Origin of the sequence: uncultured Shimia sp. (genome assembly GCF_947498095.1) — a bacterium.
Classification (GTDB): domain Bacteria; phylum Pseudomonadota; class Alphaproteobacteria; order Rhodobacterales; family Rhodobacteraceae; genus Shimia.
The window spans coordinates 141505-162771 of the sequence record NZ_CANMJE010000007.1; the positions used below are offsets into that span (position 1 = coordinate 141505).

The 21267-nt window shown below is 57.8% G+C and carries 23 protein-coding genes; 17 read left to right on the forward strand and 6 right to left on the reverse strand.

Going from position 1 to position 21267, the window contains the following annotated elements; genetic code table 11:
- Window positions 1-60 precede the first annotated feature (60 nt).
- Together Q0932_RS13375 and Q0932_RS13380 are read right to left on the reverse strand one after the other, a co-directional pair.
- The gene (locus Q0932_RS13375; protein WP_299353840.1) at window positions 61-858 is read right to left on the reverse strand and encodes a ChaN family lipoprotein; all 798 of its coding nucleotides are present in this window, start codon (window positions 856-858) and stop codon (window positions 61-63) included.
- Window positions 855-1733, reverse strand: a complete 879-nt coding sequence (locus tag Q0932_RS13380) for an RNA polymerase factor sigma-32 (RefSeq protein ID WP_299353843.1) — start codon at window positions 1731-1733, stop codon at window positions 855-857. Before Q0932_RS13380 ends, Q0932_RS13375 begins: the two co-directional genes overlap by 4 nt.
- Window positions 1734-1827: 94 nt before the next feature.
- On the opposite strand from Q0932_RS13380, the gene cobU reads away from it, so the two are divergent.
- The 4 genes from cobU to Q0932_RS13400 all read left to right on the forward strand — a co-directional run bounded on the left by cobU (window position 1828) and on the right by Q0932_RS13400 (window position 5466).
- On the forward strand, window positions 1828-2349 hold the full coding sequence (gene cobU, locus Q0932_RS13385) for a bifunctional adenosylcobinamide kinase/adenosylcobinamide-phosphate guanylyltransferase (protein WP_299353846.1): 522 nt from the start codon (window positions 1828-1830) through the stop codon (window positions 2347-2349).
- A complete protein-coding gene (locus Q0932_RS13390) occupies window positions 2346-2921 on the forward strand; it encodes a histidine phosphatase family protein (protein WP_299353849.1) in 576 nt (191 codons plus the stop codon). The genes cobU and Q0932_RS13390 overlap by 4 nt, the downstream gene beginning before the upstream one ends.
- Before the next feature lie 59 nt (window positions 2922-2980).
- A complete protein-coding gene (locus Q0932_RS13395; RefSeq protein WP_299353852.1) occupies window positions 2981-3853 on the forward strand; it encodes a glutathione S-transferase in 873 nt (290 codons plus the stop codon).
- 104 nt (window positions 3854-3957) lie between these two features.
- Window positions 3958-5466 carry a YifB family Mg chelatase-like AAA ATPase gene (locus Q0932_RS13400; RefSeq protein WP_299353855.1) on the forward strand — a complete coding sequence of 503 codons (1509 nt, stop codon included), beginning with the start codon at window positions 3958-3960 and terminating at the stop codon, window positions 5464-5466.
- A 4-nt stretch (window positions 5467-5470) separates the two neighbouring features.
- Here Q0932_RS13400 and gshB read toward each other — a convergent pair whose 3' ends face one another.
- From gshB to rsmI, 3 genes are all read right to left on the reverse strand, one after another.
- Window positions 5471-6406, reverse strand: coding sequence for a glutathione synthase (gene gshB / locus Q0932_RS13405; RefSeq protein WP_299353858.1), 936 nt, complete (start codon window positions 6404-6406; stop codon window positions 5471-5473).
- A gap of 72 nt (window positions 6407-6478) precedes the next feature.
- Entirely contained in the window at window positions 6479-6862 is a 384-nt protein-coding gene (locus Q0932_RS13410; protein WP_299353861.1) for a YraN family protein, read from the reverse strand.
- A 42-nt stretch (window positions 6863-6904) separates the two neighbouring features.
- Complete coding sequence (gene rsmI, locus Q0932_RS13415; protein WP_299353863.1) at window positions 6905-7762, reverse strand: 16S rRNA (cytidine(1402)-2'-O)-methyltransferase; 858 nt, start codon at window positions 7760-7762, stop codon at window positions 6905-6907.
- 98 nt (window positions 7763-7860) lie between these two features.
- On the opposite strand from rsmI, the gene Q0932_RS13420 reads away from it, so the two are divergent.
- From Q0932_RS13420 to Q0932_RS13435, 4 genes are all read left to right on the forward strand, one after another.
- Window positions 7861-9021, forward strand: coding sequence for a penicillin-binding protein activator (locus tag Q0932_RS13420; RefSeq protein ID WP_299353866.1), 1161 nt, complete (start codon window positions 7861-7863; stop codon window positions 9019-9021).
- A 10-nt stretch (window positions 9022-9031) separates the two neighbouring features.
- Window positions 9032-11791, forward strand: a complete 2760-nt coding sequence (locus tag Q0932_RS13425) for a [protein-PII] uridylyltransferase (RefSeq protein WP_299353869.1) — start codon at window positions 9032-9034, stop codon at window positions 11789-11791.
- Window positions 11788-13332 carry a murein biosynthesis integral membrane protein MurJ gene (gene murJ / locus Q0932_RS13430; RefSeq protein ID WP_299353871.1) on the forward strand — a complete coding sequence of 515 codons (1545 nt, stop codon included), beginning with the start codon at window positions 11788-11790 and terminating at the stop codon, window positions 13330-13332. Before Q0932_RS13425 ends, murJ begins: the two co-directional genes overlap by 4 nt.
- A gap of 88 nt (window positions 13333-13420) precedes the next feature.
- Window positions 13421-13948, forward strand: a complete 528-nt coding sequence (locus tag Q0932_RS13435) for a DUF308 domain-containing protein (protein ID WP_299353874.1) — start codon at window positions 13421-13423, stop codon at window positions 13946-13948.
- 52 nt (window positions 13949-14000) lie between these two features.
- Here the strand turns inward: Q0932_RS13435 and Q0932_RS13440 are convergent, their stop codons facing one another.
- Window positions 14001-14687, reverse strand: a complete 687-nt coding sequence (locus tag Q0932_RS13440) for a rhomboid family intramembrane serine protease (RefSeq protein ID WP_299353877.1) — start codon at window positions 14685-14687, stop codon at window positions 14001-14003.
- Window positions 14688-14760: 73 nt separating this feature from the next.
- On the opposite strand from Q0932_RS13440, the gene trpS reads away from it, so the two are divergent.
- From trpS to Q0932_RS13485, 9 genes are all read left to right on the forward strand, one after another.
- Window positions 14761-15798, forward strand: coding sequence for a tryptophan--tRNA ligase (gene trpS, locus Q0932_RS13445; protein ID WP_299353880.1), 1038 nt, complete (start codon window positions 14761-14763; stop codon window positions 15796-15798).
- A 122-nt stretch (window positions 15799-15920) separates the two neighbouring features.
- Window positions 15921-16406 (forward strand): VOC family protein, encoded by a 486-nt coding sequence (locus tag Q0932_RS13450; protein ID WP_299353882.1) that lies wholly within the window; start codon window positions 15921-15923, stop codon window positions 16404-16406.
- Window positions 16407-16535: 129 nt separating this feature from the next.
- Entirely contained in the window at window positions 16536-17405 is an 870-nt protein-coding gene (locus Q0932_RS13455; protein WP_299353885.1) for a branched-chain amino acid aminotransferase, read from the forward strand.
- A 71-nt stretch (window positions 17406-17476) separates the two neighbouring features.
- Window positions 17477-17932, forward strand: a complete 456-nt coding sequence (locus Q0932_RS13460) for a universal stress protein (RefSeq protein ID WP_299353888.1) — start codon at window positions 17477-17479, stop codon at window positions 17930-17932.
- A gap of 140 nt (window positions 17933-18072) precedes the next feature.
- Window positions 18073-18636 carry a NifU family protein gene (locus Q0932_RS13465; RefSeq protein WP_299353890.1) on the forward strand — a complete coding sequence of 188 codons (564 nt, stop codon included), beginning with the start codon at window positions 18073-18075 and terminating at the stop codon, window positions 18634-18636.
- Window positions 18626-19090: a GFA family protein gene (locus Q0932_RS13470; protein WP_299353893.1), complete on the forward strand. Its 465-nt coding sequence runs from the start codon at window positions 18626-18628 to the stop codon at window positions 19088-19090. Before Q0932_RS13465 ends, Q0932_RS13470 begins: the two co-directional genes overlap by 11 nt.
- The gene (gene tsaB, locus Q0932_RS13475; RefSeq protein ID WP_299353896.1) at window positions 19087-19671 is read left to right on the forward strand and encodes a tRNA (adenosine(37)-N6)-threonylcarbamoyltransferase complex dimerization subunit type 1 TsaB; all 585 of its coding nucleotides are present in this window, start codon (window positions 19087-19089) and stop codon (window positions 19669-19671) included. Before Q0932_RS13470 ends, tsaB begins: the two co-directional genes overlap by 4 nt.
- Entirely contained in the window at window positions 19668-20081 is a 414-nt protein-coding gene (locus Q0932_RS13480; protein WP_299353899.1) for a GNAT family N-acetyltransferase, read from the forward strand. Before tsaB ends, Q0932_RS13480 begins: the two co-directional genes overlap by 4 nt.
- Before the next feature lie 161 nt (window positions 20082-20242).
- Window positions 20243-21247 carry a BMP family ABC transporter substrate-binding protein gene (locus Q0932_RS13485; protein WP_299353902.1) on the forward strand — a complete coding sequence of 335 codons (1005 nt, stop codon included), beginning with the start codon at window positions 20243-20245 and terminating at the stop codon, window positions 21245-21247.
- Window positions 21248-21267: the final 20 nt, after the last annotated feature.

Sequence of the window (21267 nt, forward strand, 5' to 3'; positions counted from 1 at the left end):
GAAACTTCGCCACGACACTATGACGTGCCGGGTCAGGACTCAAGCCAAGGCAGACATCTGCTATTGGAAGGCGAGGCAGGGATCTTCGCGGGTCGCCTCGGGGGTGATGATCCAATGGTCAAAGGGTCTGTCAGTTTCGGGCCTGACTTCGAACTGGGCAATGCTGATCTGCGAGATCGACGAGTCAAGAAGTCGTGGGGCGCCCCAATCCTTGCGCGCATGGCCATTGCCGGTGATGACAACAACAGGACCGCCGGTTTCTGCCAATGCGCGGGAAATCTCGCGCGCCATCGTTGCGTCGCGCAGGCGCTGCCCCAGCACCATGCCAGGCAACATCTCGCGCGGCAACGCATCACAATGCGCCGCAAATTGTTCGTCTTCTCGCTGTGCTTGTTCATCCTCTGTCAGCGGGACGGCCAGCCCGAACTCTTCCACCTCGGCCCCGAATGAGGCAACCACATCGCCACCCATGATGGCCTCCCGAACGGCTTCGCGCGGGACCTGTGCACCATACACCTGTGCATTGGGAGCGGCCTGAAAGATGGGGTAATACATGGCAAAGTCTGGCCATCCGCTTTGCGCCCAATTCAACGTCTTGGCCAGCGCGTCGGCATCATCCAGCAAAGGGCGTGTGATCAATCGCGCCTGTTCGCGCGTCAGCATTTCAAACACGATGGCTTTGGGAGCTAAGGCAGAGACGGCTGCGGACTGGTTTTCGTGATGCCAGGGGTTGTCATGCAACTCACCCAGATACACCACGTCTATCGCCGGTAATGTGGCGATATCTGCGAGAGTAAATTCTTCGGCAAGCAGCGGGGCAGCAACAAAGGCCAGAACGGCCGGAATCAGGTGTTTCATGACACCAAGTCATGCACCCCCACACCCTGACGTTCAAGAACACCGCGCATCTTCTTGAGGGCCGCGGCTTCTAATTGCCGCACGCGTTCTTTCGACAAACCCATTTCTTCGCCCAGATCGGCCAGGGTTCGGCCGTCTTCGCGCATGCGGCGCTCGCGCAGGATGAACTGTTCGCGTGGCGTGAGAACTTCCATCGCATCATCTAAACGGGTGCGCAGTTTGTCATGATCGTGACGTTCCACCACAGTGTCTGCGCCCAAGGCGCTTTCATCTTCCAAGAGGTCGACCCACTCGCGACCCGACTCTTCGGTACTCTGTTGTGCGTTCAGCGACATGTCAGACCCCGACATGCGGCCGATCATCATCTCAGCATCCGCGCGCGACACACCAATCTCACTGGCAATCTTTTCACAGACCTGGTGGCTGTCCAAATGCTCGCCACGCGCCATCGCTTCGCGCTCGAGCCGCGCCTGAACACGGCGCAGGTTGAAAAACAACGACTTCTGCGAGGTTGTCGATCCAGTTCGGACAATCGACCAATTGCGCATGACATGATCCTGCAGACCGGCCCGAATCCACCAAACCGCATAGGTCGAGAAGCGCACACCGCGATCAGGGTCAAACCGATCTGCTGCCTTCATAAGGCCTAAGGACGCCTCTTGAATAAGGTCGCTATGAGACAGTCCCGTTCGGCGAAACTTGCCCGCCATCGAAATCGCCAGGCGAAGATAGGCGCGGATCAGTCGATGCAAGGCGGCTGCGTCGCGCTCATCTCGCCATGCTCGGGCAAGGTCCGCTTCGGTGTCTGCATCCAGCATCTCGGCCTTCATGGATTTGCGAGTGATGCTGCTCGTCATTGGGGCATGCATAGTCATTTGCGGTTTCCTTCCTCCTTGCGCTCTTACAAGGAATTACGCACCCTGCAGGAAAACGGATCACTCGGTACGAAATTTAGTTTGGATCAAAAAGATGATTCTAAAAACCACCTTTATACTGGGCGGTGCCGCGTCAGGCAAATCCACCTATGCTGAACACCTGGTTGTGGCGACCGGAAAGCCGCGCGTGTATCTAGCGACCTCTCAGGCGTATGACGCTGAAATGGAAGATAAAATCTCTCGACACCAGACCTCACGCGGGCCAGACTGGGAGACGGTGGAATGCCCATTTGAGCTAGCAAAAGCCTTGGCAAAAATTCGCGCGGATCAGGTGGCTTTGGTCGATTGTGCCACCATGTGGCTGAGCAATCACCTGCTGAAGGACCACGACTTGGAGGCGGAAAGCGGGCTTTTGCTGCGCGCCATTGTCGCGTGCAAAGGGCAGGTTGTGATCGTTTCAAACGAGGTTGGCATGGGGGTTGTCCCCGACAATGCTTTGGCCCGAAAGTTTCGCAATGTGCAGGGCAAGTTGAACCAACAGATTTCCGAGATTTCTGAGACAGCGATTCTCGTCGTCGCAGGGCTGCCCATGGCACTAAAAGGTGAACTACCATGAGTCGCCTGTTTATGGTGAGGCACGGTCCAACACACGCCAAGTCGATGGTCGGCTGGAGCGACATTCCCGCCGATCTGTCTGACACCGCGGCGCTGACAAGGCTGTCTGCCTTTCTGCCGCAAGATGCGCCTGTGGTCAGTTCGGATCTCAGCCGAGCGGTCGAGACCGCGACAGCTATTGAAAACGGTCGGTTGCGATTGCCACACCGCGAAGGCCTGCGCGAAATGCACTTTGGCGACTGGGAGTTGAAGCGGTTTGATGAGGTTTCGGCGCAAGACCCCCACCATATCCGTGCCTTTTGGGAAACGCCGGGCGATGTTGCGCCGCCCAATGGCGAGAGTTGGAACGTGGTTTGCGCGCGTGTTGACGATGCCATCGATGGGCTTTTAGCGGATCACAATGACACCGACATGATCGTGGTCGCCCACTTTGGCGCTATCCTGACCCAAATTGCACGCGCCGAAGGGCTAAGTGGATCGGATGCCTTTGGTCACAAGATCGACAACCTCTCTGTCACGGTCATCGAAACACATGGGAACTGGCGGGCCGAGGTGATCAATCACAATCCGTGATGGGTTTGGATCACAGTTCTTCGTTTTGCGATGCGCGAAACCGGCGCTAGGTTGCCTGCATGACATATCATTTGCTTCTGGGCGATTACGCCTATTCTTCGTGGTCGCTTCGCGGCTGGTTGTTGTTTGAAAAATTCGGGATTTCCCGGAAACAAACGATGCTGGATTTCTCAGGCCGGGATGTGGCGGGCCAATTGACCGCCTACGCTCCGGCGCACACCGTGCCGACGGTTATCACCCCTGAAGGCGCTGTGGTCTCGGATTCGCTGGCGATTGCAGAAGAATTGGCGTCACGTCACCCCGACGCCGGGCTCTGGCCAAGCGATCCACTGGCCCGCGCGACGGCCCGCAGCCTGACAAGCGAAATGCACTCGGGCTTTACGGCCTTGCGTACGGACTGTCCTATGAGCCTGCGTCAGGCGTATTTGGATACCTCCCCTTCCGATGCGGTTCTGGCCGATCTTGAACGGATCGAAACCCTCTGGGCGCACGCTCAAGAGACCTGTTCGGGCAGCGGGCCTTGGCTTTGTGGTGAATACTCTGCCGTCGATGCGTTCTATGCACCGGTTGCCGCACGCATCGCCGGGTTTAGCCTGCCTGTTGGTGATCGGGCTGCGGCCTATGTTGCCGCGCATCTGGCAGATCCGGCATTCCGACGTTGGCGGGCGATGGGGCTGGTCAGCGGAGCTACGTTGCCTTGGTATGCGCAGGACTATGAGGTCGGCGCATGGCCAGGCCCTACTCCATTGTCAGCCAAGGCGGTTGAGGGGCTTGAGGCCGAGAATGAGGCCTGCCCCTATTCCGGCAAACCGGTGACGGATGTACTTGAGTTGGACGGTCGGCGCTTTGGGTTCTGCAACCCGTTCTGCCGTGACAAAACCGTGGCTGATCCCGAGGCCTGGCCGGCCTTTATGGCCTTGCTGTCGGCATGACCACGTTACCCCCCGCTTTCAGTTCTTAAACGCAACGGCCAACAATTAACCTCTCGCTAACCATGCAGCGTTAACACTTTTCCAAGGAATTGGGAGAAGTGTTCATGGCATCACGGGCCTATACGGTGGCTTTCGAAGGGGTGGATGCCCACACGGTCGAGGTGCAATGCGCGGTTTCCGCTGGCTTGCCTGCGTTTTCTATTGTGGGCCTGCCCGACAAAGCGGTGTCAGAAGCCCGTGAGCGGGTGCGCGCGGCTTTGAACGCGATGGCGATTGCATTGCCCTCGAAACGCATCACCGTGAACCTGTCTCCGGCGGATCTTCCGAAAGAGGGCAGTCATTTCGATCTGCCCGTCGCCGTGGCGCTTTTGGCGGCGCTCAACATCATTCCCGAAGACGCGGCCGAAGGCAGTGTGTCACTGGGGGAGTTGTCCTTGGATGGCACGTTGATTCCGGTGACGGGCGCTCTGCCGGCCGCGATGTCAGCAGCGCAAAGCAACCGCACCTTGCTCTGCCCGGCCGCCTCAGGCAGCGAGGCGGCGTGGGTTGGCGATGCGCAGGTGATCGGGGCGGTCACGCTGGCGGACGTTGTGCGTCATTACAACGGGCAGTCTCCCCTTGCCCCGTCGGAACCGGGAGAGGTCACGGCCCTGCCCGGCAATCGCGACCTGCGGGATATCAAAGGTCAGGAACGCGCCAAACGTGCGTTGGAAATTGCCGCGGCTGGACGACACCACTTTCTCATGACCGGCAGTCCGGGGTCAGGCAAATCCATGCTGGCCGCACGTATGCCGACAATACTGCCGCCGCTTTCGCCGCAAGAGGCGCTTGAAACTTCGATGGTGCATTCCGTGGCCGGGTTGTTGGATCAGGGAGGCATTTCGCGCATCCGCCCCTTTCGTGAGCCGCATCACACGGCCTCGATGCCCGCGATTGTGGGCGGAGGGCGGCGGGCCAGCCGCGGCGAAATCAGTCTTGCCCATAACGGCGTGTTGTTTCTGGATGAGCTGCCCGAGTTTTCACGCGCGGTGCTGGAAACCTTGCGGCAACCGATTGAAACAGGAGAGGTGATGGTGGCCCGCGCCAATGCCCATGTGACTTATCCTTGCAAGTTCCTGCTGATCGCCGCTGCCAACCCCTGTCGTTGCGGGGAATTGTTCGATCCGGCCAAGGCGTGTTCGCGGGCACCGAAATGCGGTGAAGATTATATGGGGCGCATATCCGGGCCGTTGATGGACCGTATTGATCTGCGGCTTGAGGTCCCCCCGGTCGACTTTCGCGATCTCGATCTGCCCTCAGATGGCGAGACGTCCGCCACGGTCGTCGCGCGGGTAATGGGCGCCCGCGACATTCAAGGACAGCGGTTTGCAGATCACGACGAATTGCGGGTCAACGCAGATGTCGAAGGCGCCATGCTGGAGGACATTGCCACCCCAGACAAAGAAGGCCGCGCTTTCTTGCAGGCCGTCGCTGACCGTTTTGGTTTATCGGCACGCGGCTATCATCGGGTGTTACGGATAGCCCGCACCATCGCCGATCTGGAAGACAGCGCAGAGGTGCGCAAACCTCATGTCGCCGAGGCCGTCAGCTTTCGAATTTCAAATGCGACCTGACAGGTCAGGCGCGTTTTGATTCAATGGCTTGCCAGATCTTTTCGGCAATATTGACGCCATCAAACCGCTCAAGCTCCTGAATGCCTGTGGGCGAGGTCACGTTGATCTCGGTCAGGTAATCACCGATCACGTCAATCCCGACAAAAACCTGCCCTTTCTCTTTCAAAAGCGGACCAATGCGGGCGCAAATTTCAAGGTCTCTTTCACTCAGAGCGATTTTCTCAGGGCGCCCGCCGACATGCATGTTGGAGCGGGTTTCGCCTTTGGCTGGGACCCGGTTGATCGCGCCGACGGGTTCACCGTCTACAAGGATCACGCGCTTGTCGCCATTGCTGACATCGGGCAGGAACTTCTGGACGATCAACGGCTCGCGGCTGAAGCTGGCAAACAACTCATGCAGCGAGGTCAGGTTGCGGTCGTTGCGATCCAGACGGAAGACGCCCGCGCCGCCGTTGCCATAGAGCGGTTTCAAGATCACATCACCATGCTTTTCCTTGAATGCCTTGATGGTGTCCAGATCGCGGGCAATGGTGGTTGGGGGTGTCAAATCCGGGAAGTCCAGCACAAGCAGTTTTTCGGGATAGTTGCGCACCCAGAAGGGATCGTTCACCACCAACGTGCCGGGCGCCAAACGGTCCAACAGATGGGTTGAGGTGATGTAGTGCATGTCAAACGGCGGATCTTGACGCAACCAGACCACGTCAAAATCGGCTAGATCGACCTGGGTCAGCGCGCTCAGGTCGGCGTGGTTTCCCTGTTCGCGGCGCACCGTGAAATGATGGCCTTTGGCCGTGATGCGCCCCTCTTCATAGGCCAGATGATCAGGTGAGTAGTAGAACAACTCGTGACCGCGGGCCTGTGCTTCTTCGGCAAGACGAAATGAGCTGTCGGCATTGATATCCACCGACTGAATAGGATCCATCTGAAAGGCGATTTTCATGGGGCGCGTACCTCGAATGCATGTCTTGCCCCTTACATGGCGTACCAACCTGCGCCTTGCAATGCCTTGGCGTCAGCCAGACAGCGCATTTTCGAGAATGTGAATTTCGCCTTGTGCATTAACCAATGCCACATCAAAGCGACATTCCGTCATTTCACCGCGTGGCTCTCCGGCCAGATAGGCCGCTGCCCCATCAGCCAAGCGCATCATCTGACGCGCTGTAAGCGACTCTGCCGCCCGTGCGAAATCGCGGGATTTCTTGACCTCAACAAACACCAGCGTTTTGCCATCGCGCATGACAAGGTCCAGTTCCCCGACACCCTGACGACGCCAGCGACGCGCGGCAGTTTCTAGGCCATGATCGAGGTAATACCGCTCAACAGCGTTTTCAGCGGAGACACCAGAGTGATAGGCGCGCTGGCTGCGGTCTGATCGGTTTTGCTCGGTCAAAAACATGGGTGCCTCTCAAAAAGACTGTAACTGGGTGCCGCGCCCCCGTTACTTGCCTGAGAGTTTAATGGCCATTTGGTAAACAGAACGTTTGTGCGCGCCATAGGCTTTTGCGACGCTGTCGGCGGCATCGCGCACCGACATGGTTGTAAGCGCGGACTGCAACGCGGCCTCAAGGTCTTCGTCCGAGGTTTCCCTGAGGGCTGCCCGGTCGACCAGAACAACAATTTCTCCCTTGAGCTTGGTTCCGGAAATCTCTTCGGCAAGCGTGCCAAGCGTTCCGCGGCGCACCTCTTCAAACTTTTTTGTCAATTCGCGGCAAATCACGGCCTTGCGGTCTGGTCCGAGAACTCGCGAGGCATCGCTGAGCATATCGCCTATCCGGTGCGGACTTTCGTAAAAAACCAGCGTACCGGGCACATCTTTCACAGCTTCCAGCCCGGATCGGCGCGCGCCTTTGGCGTTGGGCAGGAACCCCGCAAAAAAGAATGCATCCGTCGGCAGGCCAGCCAGCGTCAATGCGGTGATAATGGCGCTGGGACCTGGCGCAGATGTTACGAGATGGCCGGCCTCAGCCGCCTCAACCGACAAGTGGTACCCGGGATCGGCAATCAGGGGCGTGCCTGCCTCGGACGCATAGGCCACGGATTGCCCGTCTTCGAGATACGCCAGCAGTTTTCCGCGCACTTTGGCGCTGGAATGATCGTGATATGACAAGAGCGGACGATCACCCAATGGAACCCCGTGGATTTCCAACAGGCGCCGCAACGACCTAGTGTCCTCGGCTGCAAGCACATCTGCCGACGCCAAAACGTCAAGTGCGCGCAAGGTGATGTCGCGGGCGGTGCCGATCGGTGTTGCGACAAAGTGCAATCCCGGTTGCAATCTGATGGCCTGATGATTCAAAGCTGGACCCAGTGTTTGTGTCGTCTATGATCCCCTACCGAGGTACAGGCCCCAGAGCCAGTCAGATTCAGACCCGCCAGAGGGAGTGAGGATTTTTTATGATTACCCGTCTTAACCCTGCAAGCCGTTTTCTGAAAGGGGTCGCCTTGGCGCTGGCCCTCACGGGTCTTGCGGCCTGTGTCGAAACAGGCCCAACGATCTCAACCTCTGATCCTGTTCCTGTCGCCCTTTTGGTGCCCTCGGGGTCCAGCGATTCCGGGGATGCGGTCATTGCGCAAAGCCTCGAGAATGCGGCCAAGTTGGCTATTGCCGACTTGCAAGGTGTCAAAATCGATCTGCGGGTTTACAGCACTGCGGGTAATGCGGCCACAGCACAGGCGGCTGCGATCACGGCGGTCAATGAAGGGGCCAAGATTATTCTTGGGCCATTGCACGGCGAGGCGGCGAATGCGGCGGGCAAGGCGGTGGCGTCGAGCAACGTTAACGTCCTTTCCTTTTCGAACAACACCACCATTGCCGGCGGCAACGTCTTTGTTCTGGGGGCAACCTTTCAGAACACAGCCAACCGCCTGACACGCTTTGCATCGGCCCAAGGCAAGGCCCGGGTCGTTGTGGTGCATGCCAACAACGTCGCTGGTGAAGTAGGTAAAAACGCGATTAACGGCGCGCTTGCCGGCGTCGCTGCCAGCAATGTGGGCACCGTCGGGTACGAATTTTCTCAAGAAGGTGTAATCAGCGCGGTCAGCCAGGTGCGCAGCGCCGTAGAGCAGGGTCAGGCTGATACGATCTTTTTGACCTCGAACACCTCTGGCGCCCTGCCGCTAATGTCGCAATTGCTGCCTGAGGCTGGGCTTACGGCTGACAAGGTTCAGTATGTTGGGCTGACGCGCTGGGATATTCCATCTCAGACGCTGTCGCTGCCTGGCGTTCAGGGCGGCTGGTTTGCGCGGCCAGACGAGGCGCTGACACAGCAGTTCCAACAGCGCTATGCCTCGGCTTATGGCGGCTTGCCGCATGCTTTGGGCGGGTTGGCCTATGACGGCATTGCGGCGATCGGTGCTCTTGTCAAATCAGGCAAAACCAATGCATTGACCACCAGCGGCCTCACACAAGGTGCAGGCTTTCAGGGCGTAAACGGGATTTTCCGCCTGAGATCTGACGGAACGAACGAGCGCGGACTGGCGGTTGTCACGATTCGCGACAGACAGGTGGTGACTCTTGACCCAGCCCCAACCAGCTTTAGCGGAGCCGGCTTCTAATCAAACGCCGATGCAAATTCCCAATCCTCCCAATGGGCTGATCTGCGCGCCGGATGACATCTTTGACCGCGCTTCGGTGGCTGAGCAGCTTGCAGCGGCGGCTGAAAACAGCAGTGAGGACCGCGCGCTGCGCGCCGAGACAGTGCGTATCTTGATGGAAGCACAAAAGTCGGGGCGCGCCACGATTGAGGCCGCCTTTCGCGCGCAGCCCTTTGATGCACGCCCTATGACCCGCGCCTACACATGGCTGACCGATTGTCTTGTGGGGTCCGCCCATTTCGTCGCGACGACCTATATTCACCCCCTTGCCAACCCCACCGAAGGCGAGCGCATAGCGTTGTTCGCGGTTGGCGGCTATGGACGCGGTGAGATGGCGCCCCAGTCCGACGTCGATCTACTGTTCCTGACGCCCTACAAGATTACTGCCTGGGCTGAGAGCGTAATCGAATCCATGCTCTACATGTTGTGGGATCTGCGGCTGAAAGTGGGTCATGCGTCGCGCACTGTGAAAGACTGTATTCGTCTGGGTGGCGAAGACTTTACGATCCGCACGGCGCTGTTGGAAAACCGGTTTTTGCGGGGTTATGAACCGCTGAACGACGAGTTGAACGACCAGCTTTACAAAGATCTGTTCAAAGGCACGGAACGAGAATTTGTCGAAGCCAAGCTTGCCGAGCGCGATACCCGCCACGAAAAACAAGGCCAGCGTTATATGGTCGAGCCGAACGTCAAAGAAGGCAAAGGTGGCCTGCGCGATCTGCAATCGATGTTCTGGATTGCCAAGTATGTCTACCACGTCCAAAGCGCGCGTGACCTGATTGATGAAGACCTGTTCAACGAGGACGAGTACGAGCGTTTTGCACAGGCTGAGAATTTTCTCTGGGCGGTGCGGGCGCATCTGCACCTGATTGCGAAGCGCCCCGTGGAACAACTGACCTTTGATATGCAGGTCGAAGTGGCAGAGCGCATGGGCTATGTCGACAAAGGCGGGCGCCGTGCGGTTGAACACTTTATGCAAGAGTATTTTCACCACGCGACCAGCGTTGGCGATCTTACCCGTATCCTGCTGACCAAACTGGAAGCCAACCACACCAAAGCCGCGCCGCTAATGGAGCGGTTGTTCCGACGCCGCCGCAAGATGAAAAAGGGCTACAAGGTTATTCATAACCGCCTTGCCGTGAGCGATGACGACGAGTTCCTCAGCGATCGACTGAACCTATTGCGCGTATTTGAAGAGGGGCTGCGGACCGGTCTGCTCATTCACCCTGATGCCATGCGCCTGGTGACTGCCAATCTGGATATGATTGACGAGTCATTCCGCCAGAACAAAGAAGCCCAGCGGATTTTTCTGGATCTCTTGCTGAAGCACGGCAACCCGGAACGCGCGCTGCGACGTATGAATGAGCTTGGGGTTCTTTCAGCTTTCATCCCCGAGTTTGAACCCATCGTGGCGATGATGCAGTTCAACATGTACCATTCATACACGGTCGATGAACATACGATTCAGGTGATTTCAAACTATGCCGAGATCGAACGCGAAGAGCTGGAAGAAGAGCTGCCCGTGTCGTCGGAAATCCTGAAGACTGGCGTCAATCGCAAGGTGTTGATGGTGGCCATGCTGCTACATGACATCGGCAAGGGCCGCGACATCGATCACTCAATCCTCGGCGCGCAGATTGCCCGAAAAGTGGCTCCGAATCTGGGGCTGAGCAAAGCGGAATGCGAAACCGTCGAATGGCTGGTGCGTTATCACCTTTTGATGTCCGATACGGCCCAGAAACGCGACATTGCTGACCCGCGCACAATCCGGGACTTTGCCAAGCTTGTTTCAACCGTTGACCGGTTGAACCTGCTGACCGTTCTGACGGTCTGTGACATTCGCGGCGTTGGGCCAGACACATGGAACAATTGGAAAGCGGTGCTGATCCGGGCCTTGTATCGCCAGACCAAAGTTGCACTTGAGGATGGGCTTGAGGCCATCACCCGCGAAAACCGTGGGGCAGAAGCCAAGAAAAAGCTGCGTGCCGAGTTGGTGGAATGGTCGACCAAGGATCTTAAGAAAGAGACCGGGCGGCACTACGATCCTTATTGGCAAGGCCTGCATGTCACGGCGCACACGGTCTTTGCGACGCTTCTGCGGGACATTGCCGATGATGAAATCCGCATCGATATGCACCCAGACGAGGATCGCGATGCCACCCGCGCCTGTTTTGCAATGGCCGATCACCCCGGCATTTTCAGCCGGATGTGCGGCGCGCTGGCGCTGGTTGGTGCCAATATCGTGGATGCGCGCACCTTTACCTCGAAAGATGGCTATGCCACTGCCGCGTTCTGGATTCAGGATGCCGAGGGCAAGCCCTTTGAGGCGAGCCGCCTCAAACGTCTGGAGCAGATGATCCACAAGACGCTCAAAGGTGAAGTGGTCGCGACCGAGGCGATGCAATCCCGCGACGTCATCAAAAAACGCGAACGCGCCTTTAAGGTGCCGACAACGATCACATTCGATAACGATGGCTCCGAGATCTATACGATCATCGAAGTTGATACCCGCGATCGTCCGGGGCTTCTGTTTGATCTGACCCGAACGTTGGCGCACAGCAACATCTACATCGCTAGCGCGGTGATCGCGACCTATGGTGAACAGGTGGTCGATGCGTTCTACGTCAAAGACATGTTCGGATTGAAATTCCATTCCGAGGCCAAACAGAAAACGCTTGAGAAAAAGCTGCGCAAGGCCATCGAAAAGGGTGCTGAAAGGGCTGTTTCGTGAAACCGATCCGGCTCATGCGCGGTTTCCTCACGGTGGGGGGCTGGACGATGGCCAGCCGCGTGCTGGGCTTTGTGCGCGACGCCCTGATCCTCGCGCTATTGGGGACGGGGCCATTGTACGAGGCCTATGTGGTGGCTTTCCGTTTGCCCAACATGTTCCGGCGCTTCTTTGCTGAAGGCGCGTTCAACATGGCCTTTGTGCCGATGTTTTCGAAGCGGCTGGAAGGTGATGAACGCCCCTTGGGGTTTGCGCGCGAAGCCTTTGCGGGGTTGGCATCGGTCCTGATCGTTCTGACCTTGCTCGCGCAAGTGGCCATGCCTTGGCTGGTCTGGGGGTTGGCATCAGGATTCGCTGGTCAAGAACAGTTTGATCTTTCCGTTGAATTCGGGCGCATTGCCTTCCCCTATATCCTGTTCATTTCGCTGGCTGCGCTTTTGTCCGGTGTGCTCAACGCAACGGGCCGTTTTGCCGCCGCCGCGGCGGCACCGGTGTTGCTGAACATCTTGATGGTGGGCGGCATCTCTATCGCCGCCTGGCTGGACAAAGACGTCGCACGTACTTTGATCTGGCTTGTTCCGGTTGCTGGTGTCGCTCAGCTGGCATTGGTCTGGGTCGCCGCTGCCAGAGCCGGGTTCCCGATGCGGCTGCAACGCCCTCGTTGGACACCCGACATGAAACGATTGGTTGTTGTGGCGTTTCCGGCAGCACTTGCGGGGGGAGTCGTTCAGATTAACCTTTTGGTTGGCCAACAAGTCGCAAGCTATTTTGACCGTGCCGTGGGGTGGCTTTACACCGCTGACCGGCTTTACCAGTTGCCGCTGGGTGTCGTCGGTATCGCCGTTGGCATCGTTCTGCTGCCAGATCTTTCCCGTCGCCTCAAGGCGCATGATGAGGCCGGATCGCGGATCGCGTTTTCACGGGCAACTGAGATTGCTCTGGCCCTCACAATCCCATGTGCTGTGGCCCTTGTGGTCATTCCTTTGCCGTTGGTTTCGGTTCTGTTTGAACGCGGTGCGGCCACGGCAGATGACAGCGCGGCCATTGCCGTGGCCGTGTCGATCTATGGGTTGGGCCTGCCTGCCTTTGTGATCCAGAAAATCCTGCAGCCCCTGTTCTTCGCCCGCGAGGATACCAAAAGCCCGTTCCGCTATGCGGTTTGGGCGATGGTGGTCAATGCTGTGATTGCAATCGGCCTGTCGCCTCTGATTGGCTGGATTGCACCAGCAATCGCCACAACTTTGGCGGCCTGGGTTATGGTGGCCCTGCTGGCCAAGGGGACGCGCCCGATGGGGTATGTGGCCAAATTCGACAAACGTCTGCGCAGGCGCCTGCCCCGTATTGTCTGGGCCTCGGCCATAATGGGAGTTGTCCTTTGGTTCACCGCGCTGGCCCTTAGCCCAGCGCTTGGCACGGATGGCTGGCGGTATCTGGCATTGGCACTGCTGATCACGTCCGGCATCGTGACCTATTTCGGAGCCGGGCAATTGATCGGGGCCTTTCATATCTCGGACTTTCGCAAGGCTGCCCGACGGAACAGCTAAATCCGATCTCTGAAACTCATCTTTTCCTTGCGTTATGATCCAGCAACGCCTTTGCTGCGTTCAGTTGCACATTTGAAGGGGAGAAATGATGGGTAATTGGATGATATTGATGATACTGGGCGTTCTTGGCGTGGTCGCCGGGCTCATGGCCTTGCTGAACCCGTTTGGCGCATCGCTGACAGCTACGGTGATTGCAGGATGGTCGTTCCTGATCCTTGGCGCCTTGCAAATCTACGCGTCCATGCGATCTGAGGGTTGGAGCAGCAAGGCTTGGTCGATCCTGATGGGTGTGGTTGCCGTGATTTTGGGCGTCAGCCTTTTGGCAAACCCTCTGGAAGGCATGATTGCGTTGACGATCGTGGTCGGGGCGATGTTCCTGGCTTCGGGGTTGTTCAAGCTGATCGTCGGATGGAGCATCCAACAGAGCGAGTTGAAATGGGCCGTGGTGATCTCAGGTCTGGTCTCAGCAGTACTGGGCTTTATGGTGCTCAGCAACATGCCAGGTGCCGCCGTGGTCACATTGGGCGTGCTCTTGGGCATCGAACTGCTGTCGAGCGGCGTGAGCATGATTGCCCTGGCTTTGGCTCGCAAAGCAGGAGGCGTCTCGGGCGCCTGAGCCTACATAACAAAATGATGTTGAAAAGGCGTGGCGCGGGTCGCGCCTTTTTTTAATCGCGGCGCATATGCGCGCGAATGCGCGCCCAGCCACCGGGAACAAATAGAAACGACATCAGAAACCCGGCGACAAATCCAGCAACGTCCGCCACCCACCCTGCATTGCCCCCAAACAGAAGGCCAAACAGCAGCTGGATGCCGACCAGAAACCCGATCAGCCTAAACGCGCGCGCCTGGTTTTCACCCAATTGGCCAAGCCGGGTCCATATGAGGAAAGTAAAGGCCCCGAGCAGACCATAAACGGCCGGATAGGCCCCAATTAGCGGTGAAGGACTGTTTAGGATCAGGGCAAAGACCACCGCTCCAAATATGCCGGACAAAACAAACACCGTTAGCGTTGCCCATGCTGAAAACACTTCGCCGACCATTTTACCCAAAGCCAAAAGCAACACCGAGGAAAAGGCCGCGTGTGTGAAATTTCCGTGTATGAACAGGTAAGTCACCGTCCGCATGACATGTTCCATTGGCCAAACGCCATTGGAGAGCATCCAGTCGAAAATGTCGCCCGAGAACGAATACTTCTGCAACGCACCAAGCCGCCATCCGATGGCTTCCTGCCCGCCGATCAGCCCTCGTGCGCCCAGCGTAAAGATGACCTCGACCCCAATAATCAGTAGAAACAGGGCGACGACAACCGGCGGCAGTGGGTTGATCGGGCTTTGGGTCTCGGGGTCTGACATGCCTGCGCTCCTTGACGGCGATTGGGGTCATGGGTAAGGCAAGCTCACCCATAAATCCAGACGGAGAAATACCATGTCCGAGGCGGTCCAAACGTCCTCTCAATTCACCCCGCGCGTCTTCTCGGGAATCCAACCCTCGGGTGGTCTGACGCTCGGTAATTATCTTGGCGCGATGAAGCGTTTTGTCGATATGCAGAATGTCGGCAATTTCGAGACCATCTACTGCATGGTCGACCTGCACGCGATCACCGTCTGGCAAGACCCCGAAAAGCTGCGCCATGCCACACGCGAGTTGTGCGCCGGGTTCATTGCCGCGGGTATCGACCCGGAACAGTCGATCCTGTTCAACCAGTCCCGCGTGCCGGAACACGCGCAACTGGCGTGGATTTTCAACTGCGTCGCCCGCATGGGTTGGATGCAGCGTATGACCCAGTGGAAAGACAAGGCTGGCAAGAACCAGCAAAATGCCTCGCTGGGCCTTTTTGCCTATCCCGCACTGATGGCCGCGGACATTCTGATTTACCACGCGACGCATGTTCCTGTGGGCGATGACCAGAAACAACACCTGGAGCTGACACGCGATGTCGCGATCAAGTTCAATCACGACTACGGCGTCGATTTCTTTCCGATCACTGAACCTGTAATCGAAGGAGCTGCGACCCGTGTGATGTCGTTCCGCGATGGTTCCAAGAAGATGTCGAAATCGGACCCCTCGGATGCCAGCCGCATCAACATGACCGACGATGCCGACACCATCGCCAAGAAAATCCGCAAGGCTAAAACCGATCCAGAGGCGCTGCCTTCGGAAGTCGATGGGCTAGAAGGTCGTCCCGAAGCGCGCAACCTTGTGAATATCTATGCCGCTTTGGCGGATATGAACGTCGACGCGGTATTGCGTGATGTCGGTGGCAAGCAGTTTTCCGAGTTCAAACCCATGCTCTCGGAACTTGCCGTTGAAAAACTCGCGCCAATTTCGACCGAAATGGCCCGTTTGACCGCAGACAGCGCCGAAATCGACAAGATTTTGGATCGTGGTGCCGAACGTGCACGCGAAGTGGCCGCACCGGTTCTCAAGAAAACATATGAGATCGTCGGAATGGTCGGCGCCTAAGAAACCGCGGGCGCCCTTTGGGGTGCTCGTTGACTTGTGCAAGCTTGCACAGGCCGCGCGCGGCAAGCGGGCTTTTGCATCTACGCGGCGCGCCTTAGGTTTCTCGTAGACAGGAGAAACCCATGACACACAGCGTTCATCCCCAAACCCGCATAGGCCACGTCCACCTTAAGGTGGCTGATCTGGACTGTGCGATTGCGTTTTACTCCGGCGTGCTAGGCTTTGATGTTCAGGTCCGTAGCGGGGACGAGGCGGCCTTTCTGGGTGCAGGCGGCTATCACCATCATATCGGGCTGAACACATGGCGCAGTCGCGGAGGAACGCCGCCGCCAGAGGGGCACACCGGGTTGTTTCACACCGCGTTTCTTTTTCCAGATCGCGCCCAGCTTGGGGCAGCTGTACACCGGGTGATTGATGCGGGCTATGAGATCGAAGGCGCATCGGATCATGGTGTCAGTGAAGCTGTGTACCTGAGCGATCCGGACGGCAATGGCGTGGAACTCTATCGTGATCGCCCCGAAAACCAGTGGCCCCGTAACCCGGACGGCAGTTTGGGCATGTACACCCGACGGCTGGATCTTCAGGCCCTTCTGGACGACGCGGCCTGACAGAGACCCGAACCTCTGGCATTGGCTCAATATTGGGCCCGTTACATCCTGCGCTGACGTCACCTTTTGGATGGACCTCGGCCCGGCGCAGGACTAGCATCCCGCTGACACGAGTAAGAGGGGCGCATCATGGCCGTCAGTAAGAACGTAAAAACCTATTACAATGGCGAATGGCATGATGGCGACGTGCCAGTCATGCGCGCCGCGGATCATGGCAGTTGGCTGGGGACCACTGTCTTTGATGGGGCACGTTTCTTTGATGGCATGACCCCGGACCTCGAACCGCATCTGGCACGGGTCAATCGTTCGGCGGCCGCATTGATGCTGAACCCAACGGTCTCGACAGAGGATATGCTTGAGATCACGCGAGAGGGTCTGAAACGGTTCCAGCGGGATGAGGCCGTTTACATCCGCCCGATGTACTGGGGCATTGATGGTGATTTGAGCATGAATGCCATTGTCCCTGACCAGTCGGAAACCGGCTTTGCCATCTGCCTCGAGGTGATTCCGATGGCGCAGGCAGATGCCACCACCACGTTGACGCGCACCAGGTTCCGCCGCCCGGTGCTAGAGGATGCCGTCGTCAACGCCAAGGCCGGTTGTCTCTATCCCAACAACGCGCGGATGCTGGCCGAGGCCAAATCGAAGGGGTTTGCCAATGCCCTTGTGGCCGACGCCATGGGCAACGTGGCTGAGACGGCAACTGCCAATGTGTTCATGGTCAAGGACGGCGAAGTGTTTACCCCCATTCCCAACGGCACCTTTCTTGCGGGGATCACCCGCTCACGTCACATGACAAATTTGCGCCGTGAGGGGATGGCCGTGCATGAAAAAGTTCTGAGCTTTGACGACTTTAATGACGCGGACGAAGTGTTCATGTCCGGCAATATGGCCAAGGTCACACCCGTCACCGCTTTGGACGACCGGCAGTATCAGGTTGGGCCGGTAACACGCCGGGTTCGCGAGATGTATTGGGACTGGGCAGCTTCGGAAAATTAGAGGCGTGACAACTCGGCTATTGCCCTGCGCTTGGCTTGCAGCCATTCTCGGGACGAATTGGAGGACGGACAATGCGTAAGTTTCTGGTGGTCTTGGATGACAGCCGCGAATGCCTGAACGCCATGCGTTTTGCGGCCATGCGAGCAGCCCATACCCAGGGCGGAGTGCAAATTCTGTCGGTCATTCCACCGGATGAGTTCAACCACTGGATTGGTGTCGGCGACATCATGCGTGAGGAGGCTCGGGAACGGATCATCGCGCATTTCGAAGTCTTTGCGAAGTGGATGCGAGACAAGCAAGGTGTTGATCCGGAACTGGTTATTCGCGAAGGCGAGGCTGTTACGGAAATTCTGGGCCAGATCAGGGAAGATACAGAAGTGGGTGTGCTGGTTCTTGGGGCTGGCGACGACAAAAAGGGGCCCGGCCCCCTGGTTACCCAGATGTCGCGCAATTCGGGCAGCTTGCCCATCCCGGTCACGATTGTTCCCGGTGATCTGTCCAAAGAACGGTTGGAAGCAATCACCTGAGACTGGTTATTCGACCCTGAAAATGACGTCCCACCCGGCGCCAGCCTGTTTTCTGACGTCAGTTTAGAATCATTCCAAACCTTGACACTCTGACAGGTGAAGCGCATATCTCAGAGCAAGAGAGAAAAGGTGCCGCACCAATGTTCATTCAAACAGAATCCACGCCGAACCCCGCTACGCTGAAATTCCTGCCCGGTCAAACGGTGCTGGAAGTTGGTACAGCTGATTTCCCATCTGCCGAAGGCGCAGACGCGTCGCCACTGGCGAGCCGGATTTTTGGTGTCAAAGGCGTGAACGGTGTGTTTTTCGGCAATGACTTTGTCACCGTGACCAAAGCCGAAGACGTCGAGTGGGATCATATCAAACCCGCGATCCTTGGCGCCATCATGGAGCATTTCCAATCCGGTCAACCCGTCATGGCAGGCGAAGCAACCGCCCCATCAGGTCATGCCGAGCACACCGGTGAAGATGGCGAAATCGTCGGCCAGATCAAAGAGCTTTTGGACACACGCGTTCGCCCAGCCGTGGCACAGGATGGTGGCGACATCACCTTCCACGGCTTTGATCGCGGTGTTGTCTACCTGCACATGCAAGGCGCTTGCGCGGGCTGTCCCTCGTCAACGCTGACACTGAAAATGGGGATTGAGAACCTTTTGCGCCACTACATTCCTGAAGTGACCGAAGTGCGCCCGGTTGCGGTCTGAGCCACACCGCTCGACCATGACCCATCCAGAGTTTCAGATCACGGGACGGTGCTATTGTGGCGCCGTCTCTTTGCGTTCAGAGCATCCACCGCGAACTGTTGCCTATTGTCACTGTTCCGACTGCAAACGCTGGACCGGTGCGCCCGTCGCTGCATTTGCGGCGTTTTTAGCCGACGATCTGCACTTTTGCCCCGATCAGGGCGCGGGGCGATCTCATGCGGCGGGCGTTACACGCTGGAACTGCAAATCCTGCGGGTCTCCGCTGCAAGCAGCTTTCGACTACTTACCAGATCAGGTTTATGTGCCCTTGGGATTGATCGATCAGGCGGATGACCTCCCGCCACAGCTTCATTGCCATTCAAACTCCTGCTATTCGTGGCTTTCGATTTCGGATGAAGCGGACCGTGCAGCCAAGTCAGGGCGCTCACAATTGAACGAGGCCACAGGCTCATGACGCAGCGCGATACGTTGGTACTGGGGTTTGACACGTCCGCCCGACACTGCGCGGCCTCTCTTATGCGCGGCGACACCGTCCTTGTCTCGCGGGTCGAAGAGATGGCACGCGGACAGGCCGAGCGTCTTATGCCCATGCTCGAGGAAGTGTTAAGCGAAGCAGGTGTCACGTGGCGTGACCTTGACGTCATCGGTGTGGGTGTCGGACCCGGCAACTTTACGGGCATCCGTCTCAGCGTGTCGGCAGCGCGTGGTCTGGCCCTTGCGTTGGGGGTGCCTGCCCTGGGGGTGTCGACCTTTGAAGCAACCTCGCTGGGCGTGAGCGAAGACCATATTGCGGGCGTTGAGGCACCACGCGGGCAGGTCTATGTCTGCGCACCGGGTGGCGAGCCAAGACTGGAACCCGAACACCCCACCGATGGCTCGAAACTCGTCTTGTCGCCGCCTGCGGACAAACTCGCAGAAAACATCGCGCGAATTGCAGCCACACGGCGGAATGATGGCACGCGCCCTGCCCCTCTCTACATCAAGGCCGCAGATGCTGCTCCGCCACGCGATCCGGCGCCGGTGATCCTGCCATGACCTCGGCGGACTTGGCGTCGATCTATGCGGCTGCTTTTCCACAAGGCCGGGCGTGGAAGACCACCGAGTTCGACACCTTGCTGGAGTCGCCTCATTGCTTTCTGGTGACCTGCGACCGTGGTTTTGCTCTGGGCCGCGTCATCCTGGACGAAGCCGAGCTTGTCACCATCGCCACCCACCCTGATGCGCAGGGCAATGGGATTGGCCGCCAGTGCCTAAAGATGTTCCAAGAGGAATCAGCTGCTCAGGGTGCTACGTCGGCATTTCTTGAAGTCGCCTCAGACAATTTGGTGGCACTGCACTTTTATGAGTCGGAGGGTTGGTACAAAACCCGGACTCGCAGAGGATATTACACGCGAAACGATGGTTCTGCGGCAGATGCGCTGCTTATGGGCAAATCACTGACCTAGGGTCATGCGTTGAATCCAGAGAATCCTGACCAAATCGTCAAATCTTCCTTGACCCTACCCGGTCTCTGCGGCCTTACTTGCAGATGATCTGACTGGATCAATGAGTCCGACGGGCCGGATTGAAAACCAAAAATGGCCCGGAAACCACTTGGGAGAGATACATGACCCTCATGAAGAAACTTCTCGGTGCTGCTGTCGCGGTGGCTGTCACCGCAGGCACAGCTTTTGCTGAACCAGCACTGATTTTTGACCTTGGCGGCAAGTTCGACAAATCGTTTAACGAAGCAGCCTTTAACGGTGCACAGCGCTGGGCCGAAGAAACCGGCGGCAAGTTCCTTGAAATCGAACTGCAATCCGAAGCACAGCGTGAGCAGGCCCTGCGCCGTTTCGCTGAAGCAGGCGCCAACCCGGTGATCACAACCGGTTTTGCCTTTGCCACACCTGTTGAGAACGTTGCAGGCGACTATCCTGACACCAAGTTCGTCAACATTGACGGTTGGATGCCCGAAGTGCCGCCAAACGTGCAACTGATTGGCTTTCAAGAGCATCAGGGCTCTTACCTTGTTGGCATGATGGCTGCAATGGCGTCGAAATCCGGCACCGTTGGCTTTATCGGCGGCATGGACATTCCGCTGATCCGTCACTTCGGTTGCGGCTACGCCCAAGGCGCCAAGTCCGTCAACCCAGACATTAAGATCGTTGCCAACATGACCGGCACCACGCCGACAGCATGGAACGACCCGGTGAAAGGTTCGGAACTGACCAAAGCCCAGATCGCCCAAGGCGCTGATGTGGTTTATGCCGCGGCTGGCGGCACTGGCGTAGGCGTTCTGCAAACTGCTGCAGACGAAGGCATCCTGTCGATCGGTGTGGACAGCAACCAGAACCACCTGCACTCGGGCAAAGTTCTGACCTCGATGTTGAAGCGCGTTGACGTGGCCGTTTACAACTCGATGAAAGCTGGCGAAGCTATGGAAACCGGTGGGTTCACGACACTGGGTCTGGCCGAAGAGGGTGTTGGCGTCGCGATGGACGAGCACAACGCCGCACTGGTTAGCGACGACATGAAAGCTGCCGTAGAAGACGCACGCGCCAAGATCATCAATGGTGATCTGGAAGTTGTGGCCTACTACACCAATGACAGCTGCCCGGTTCTCGACTTCTAATCAGAACCGCGAATAGAACA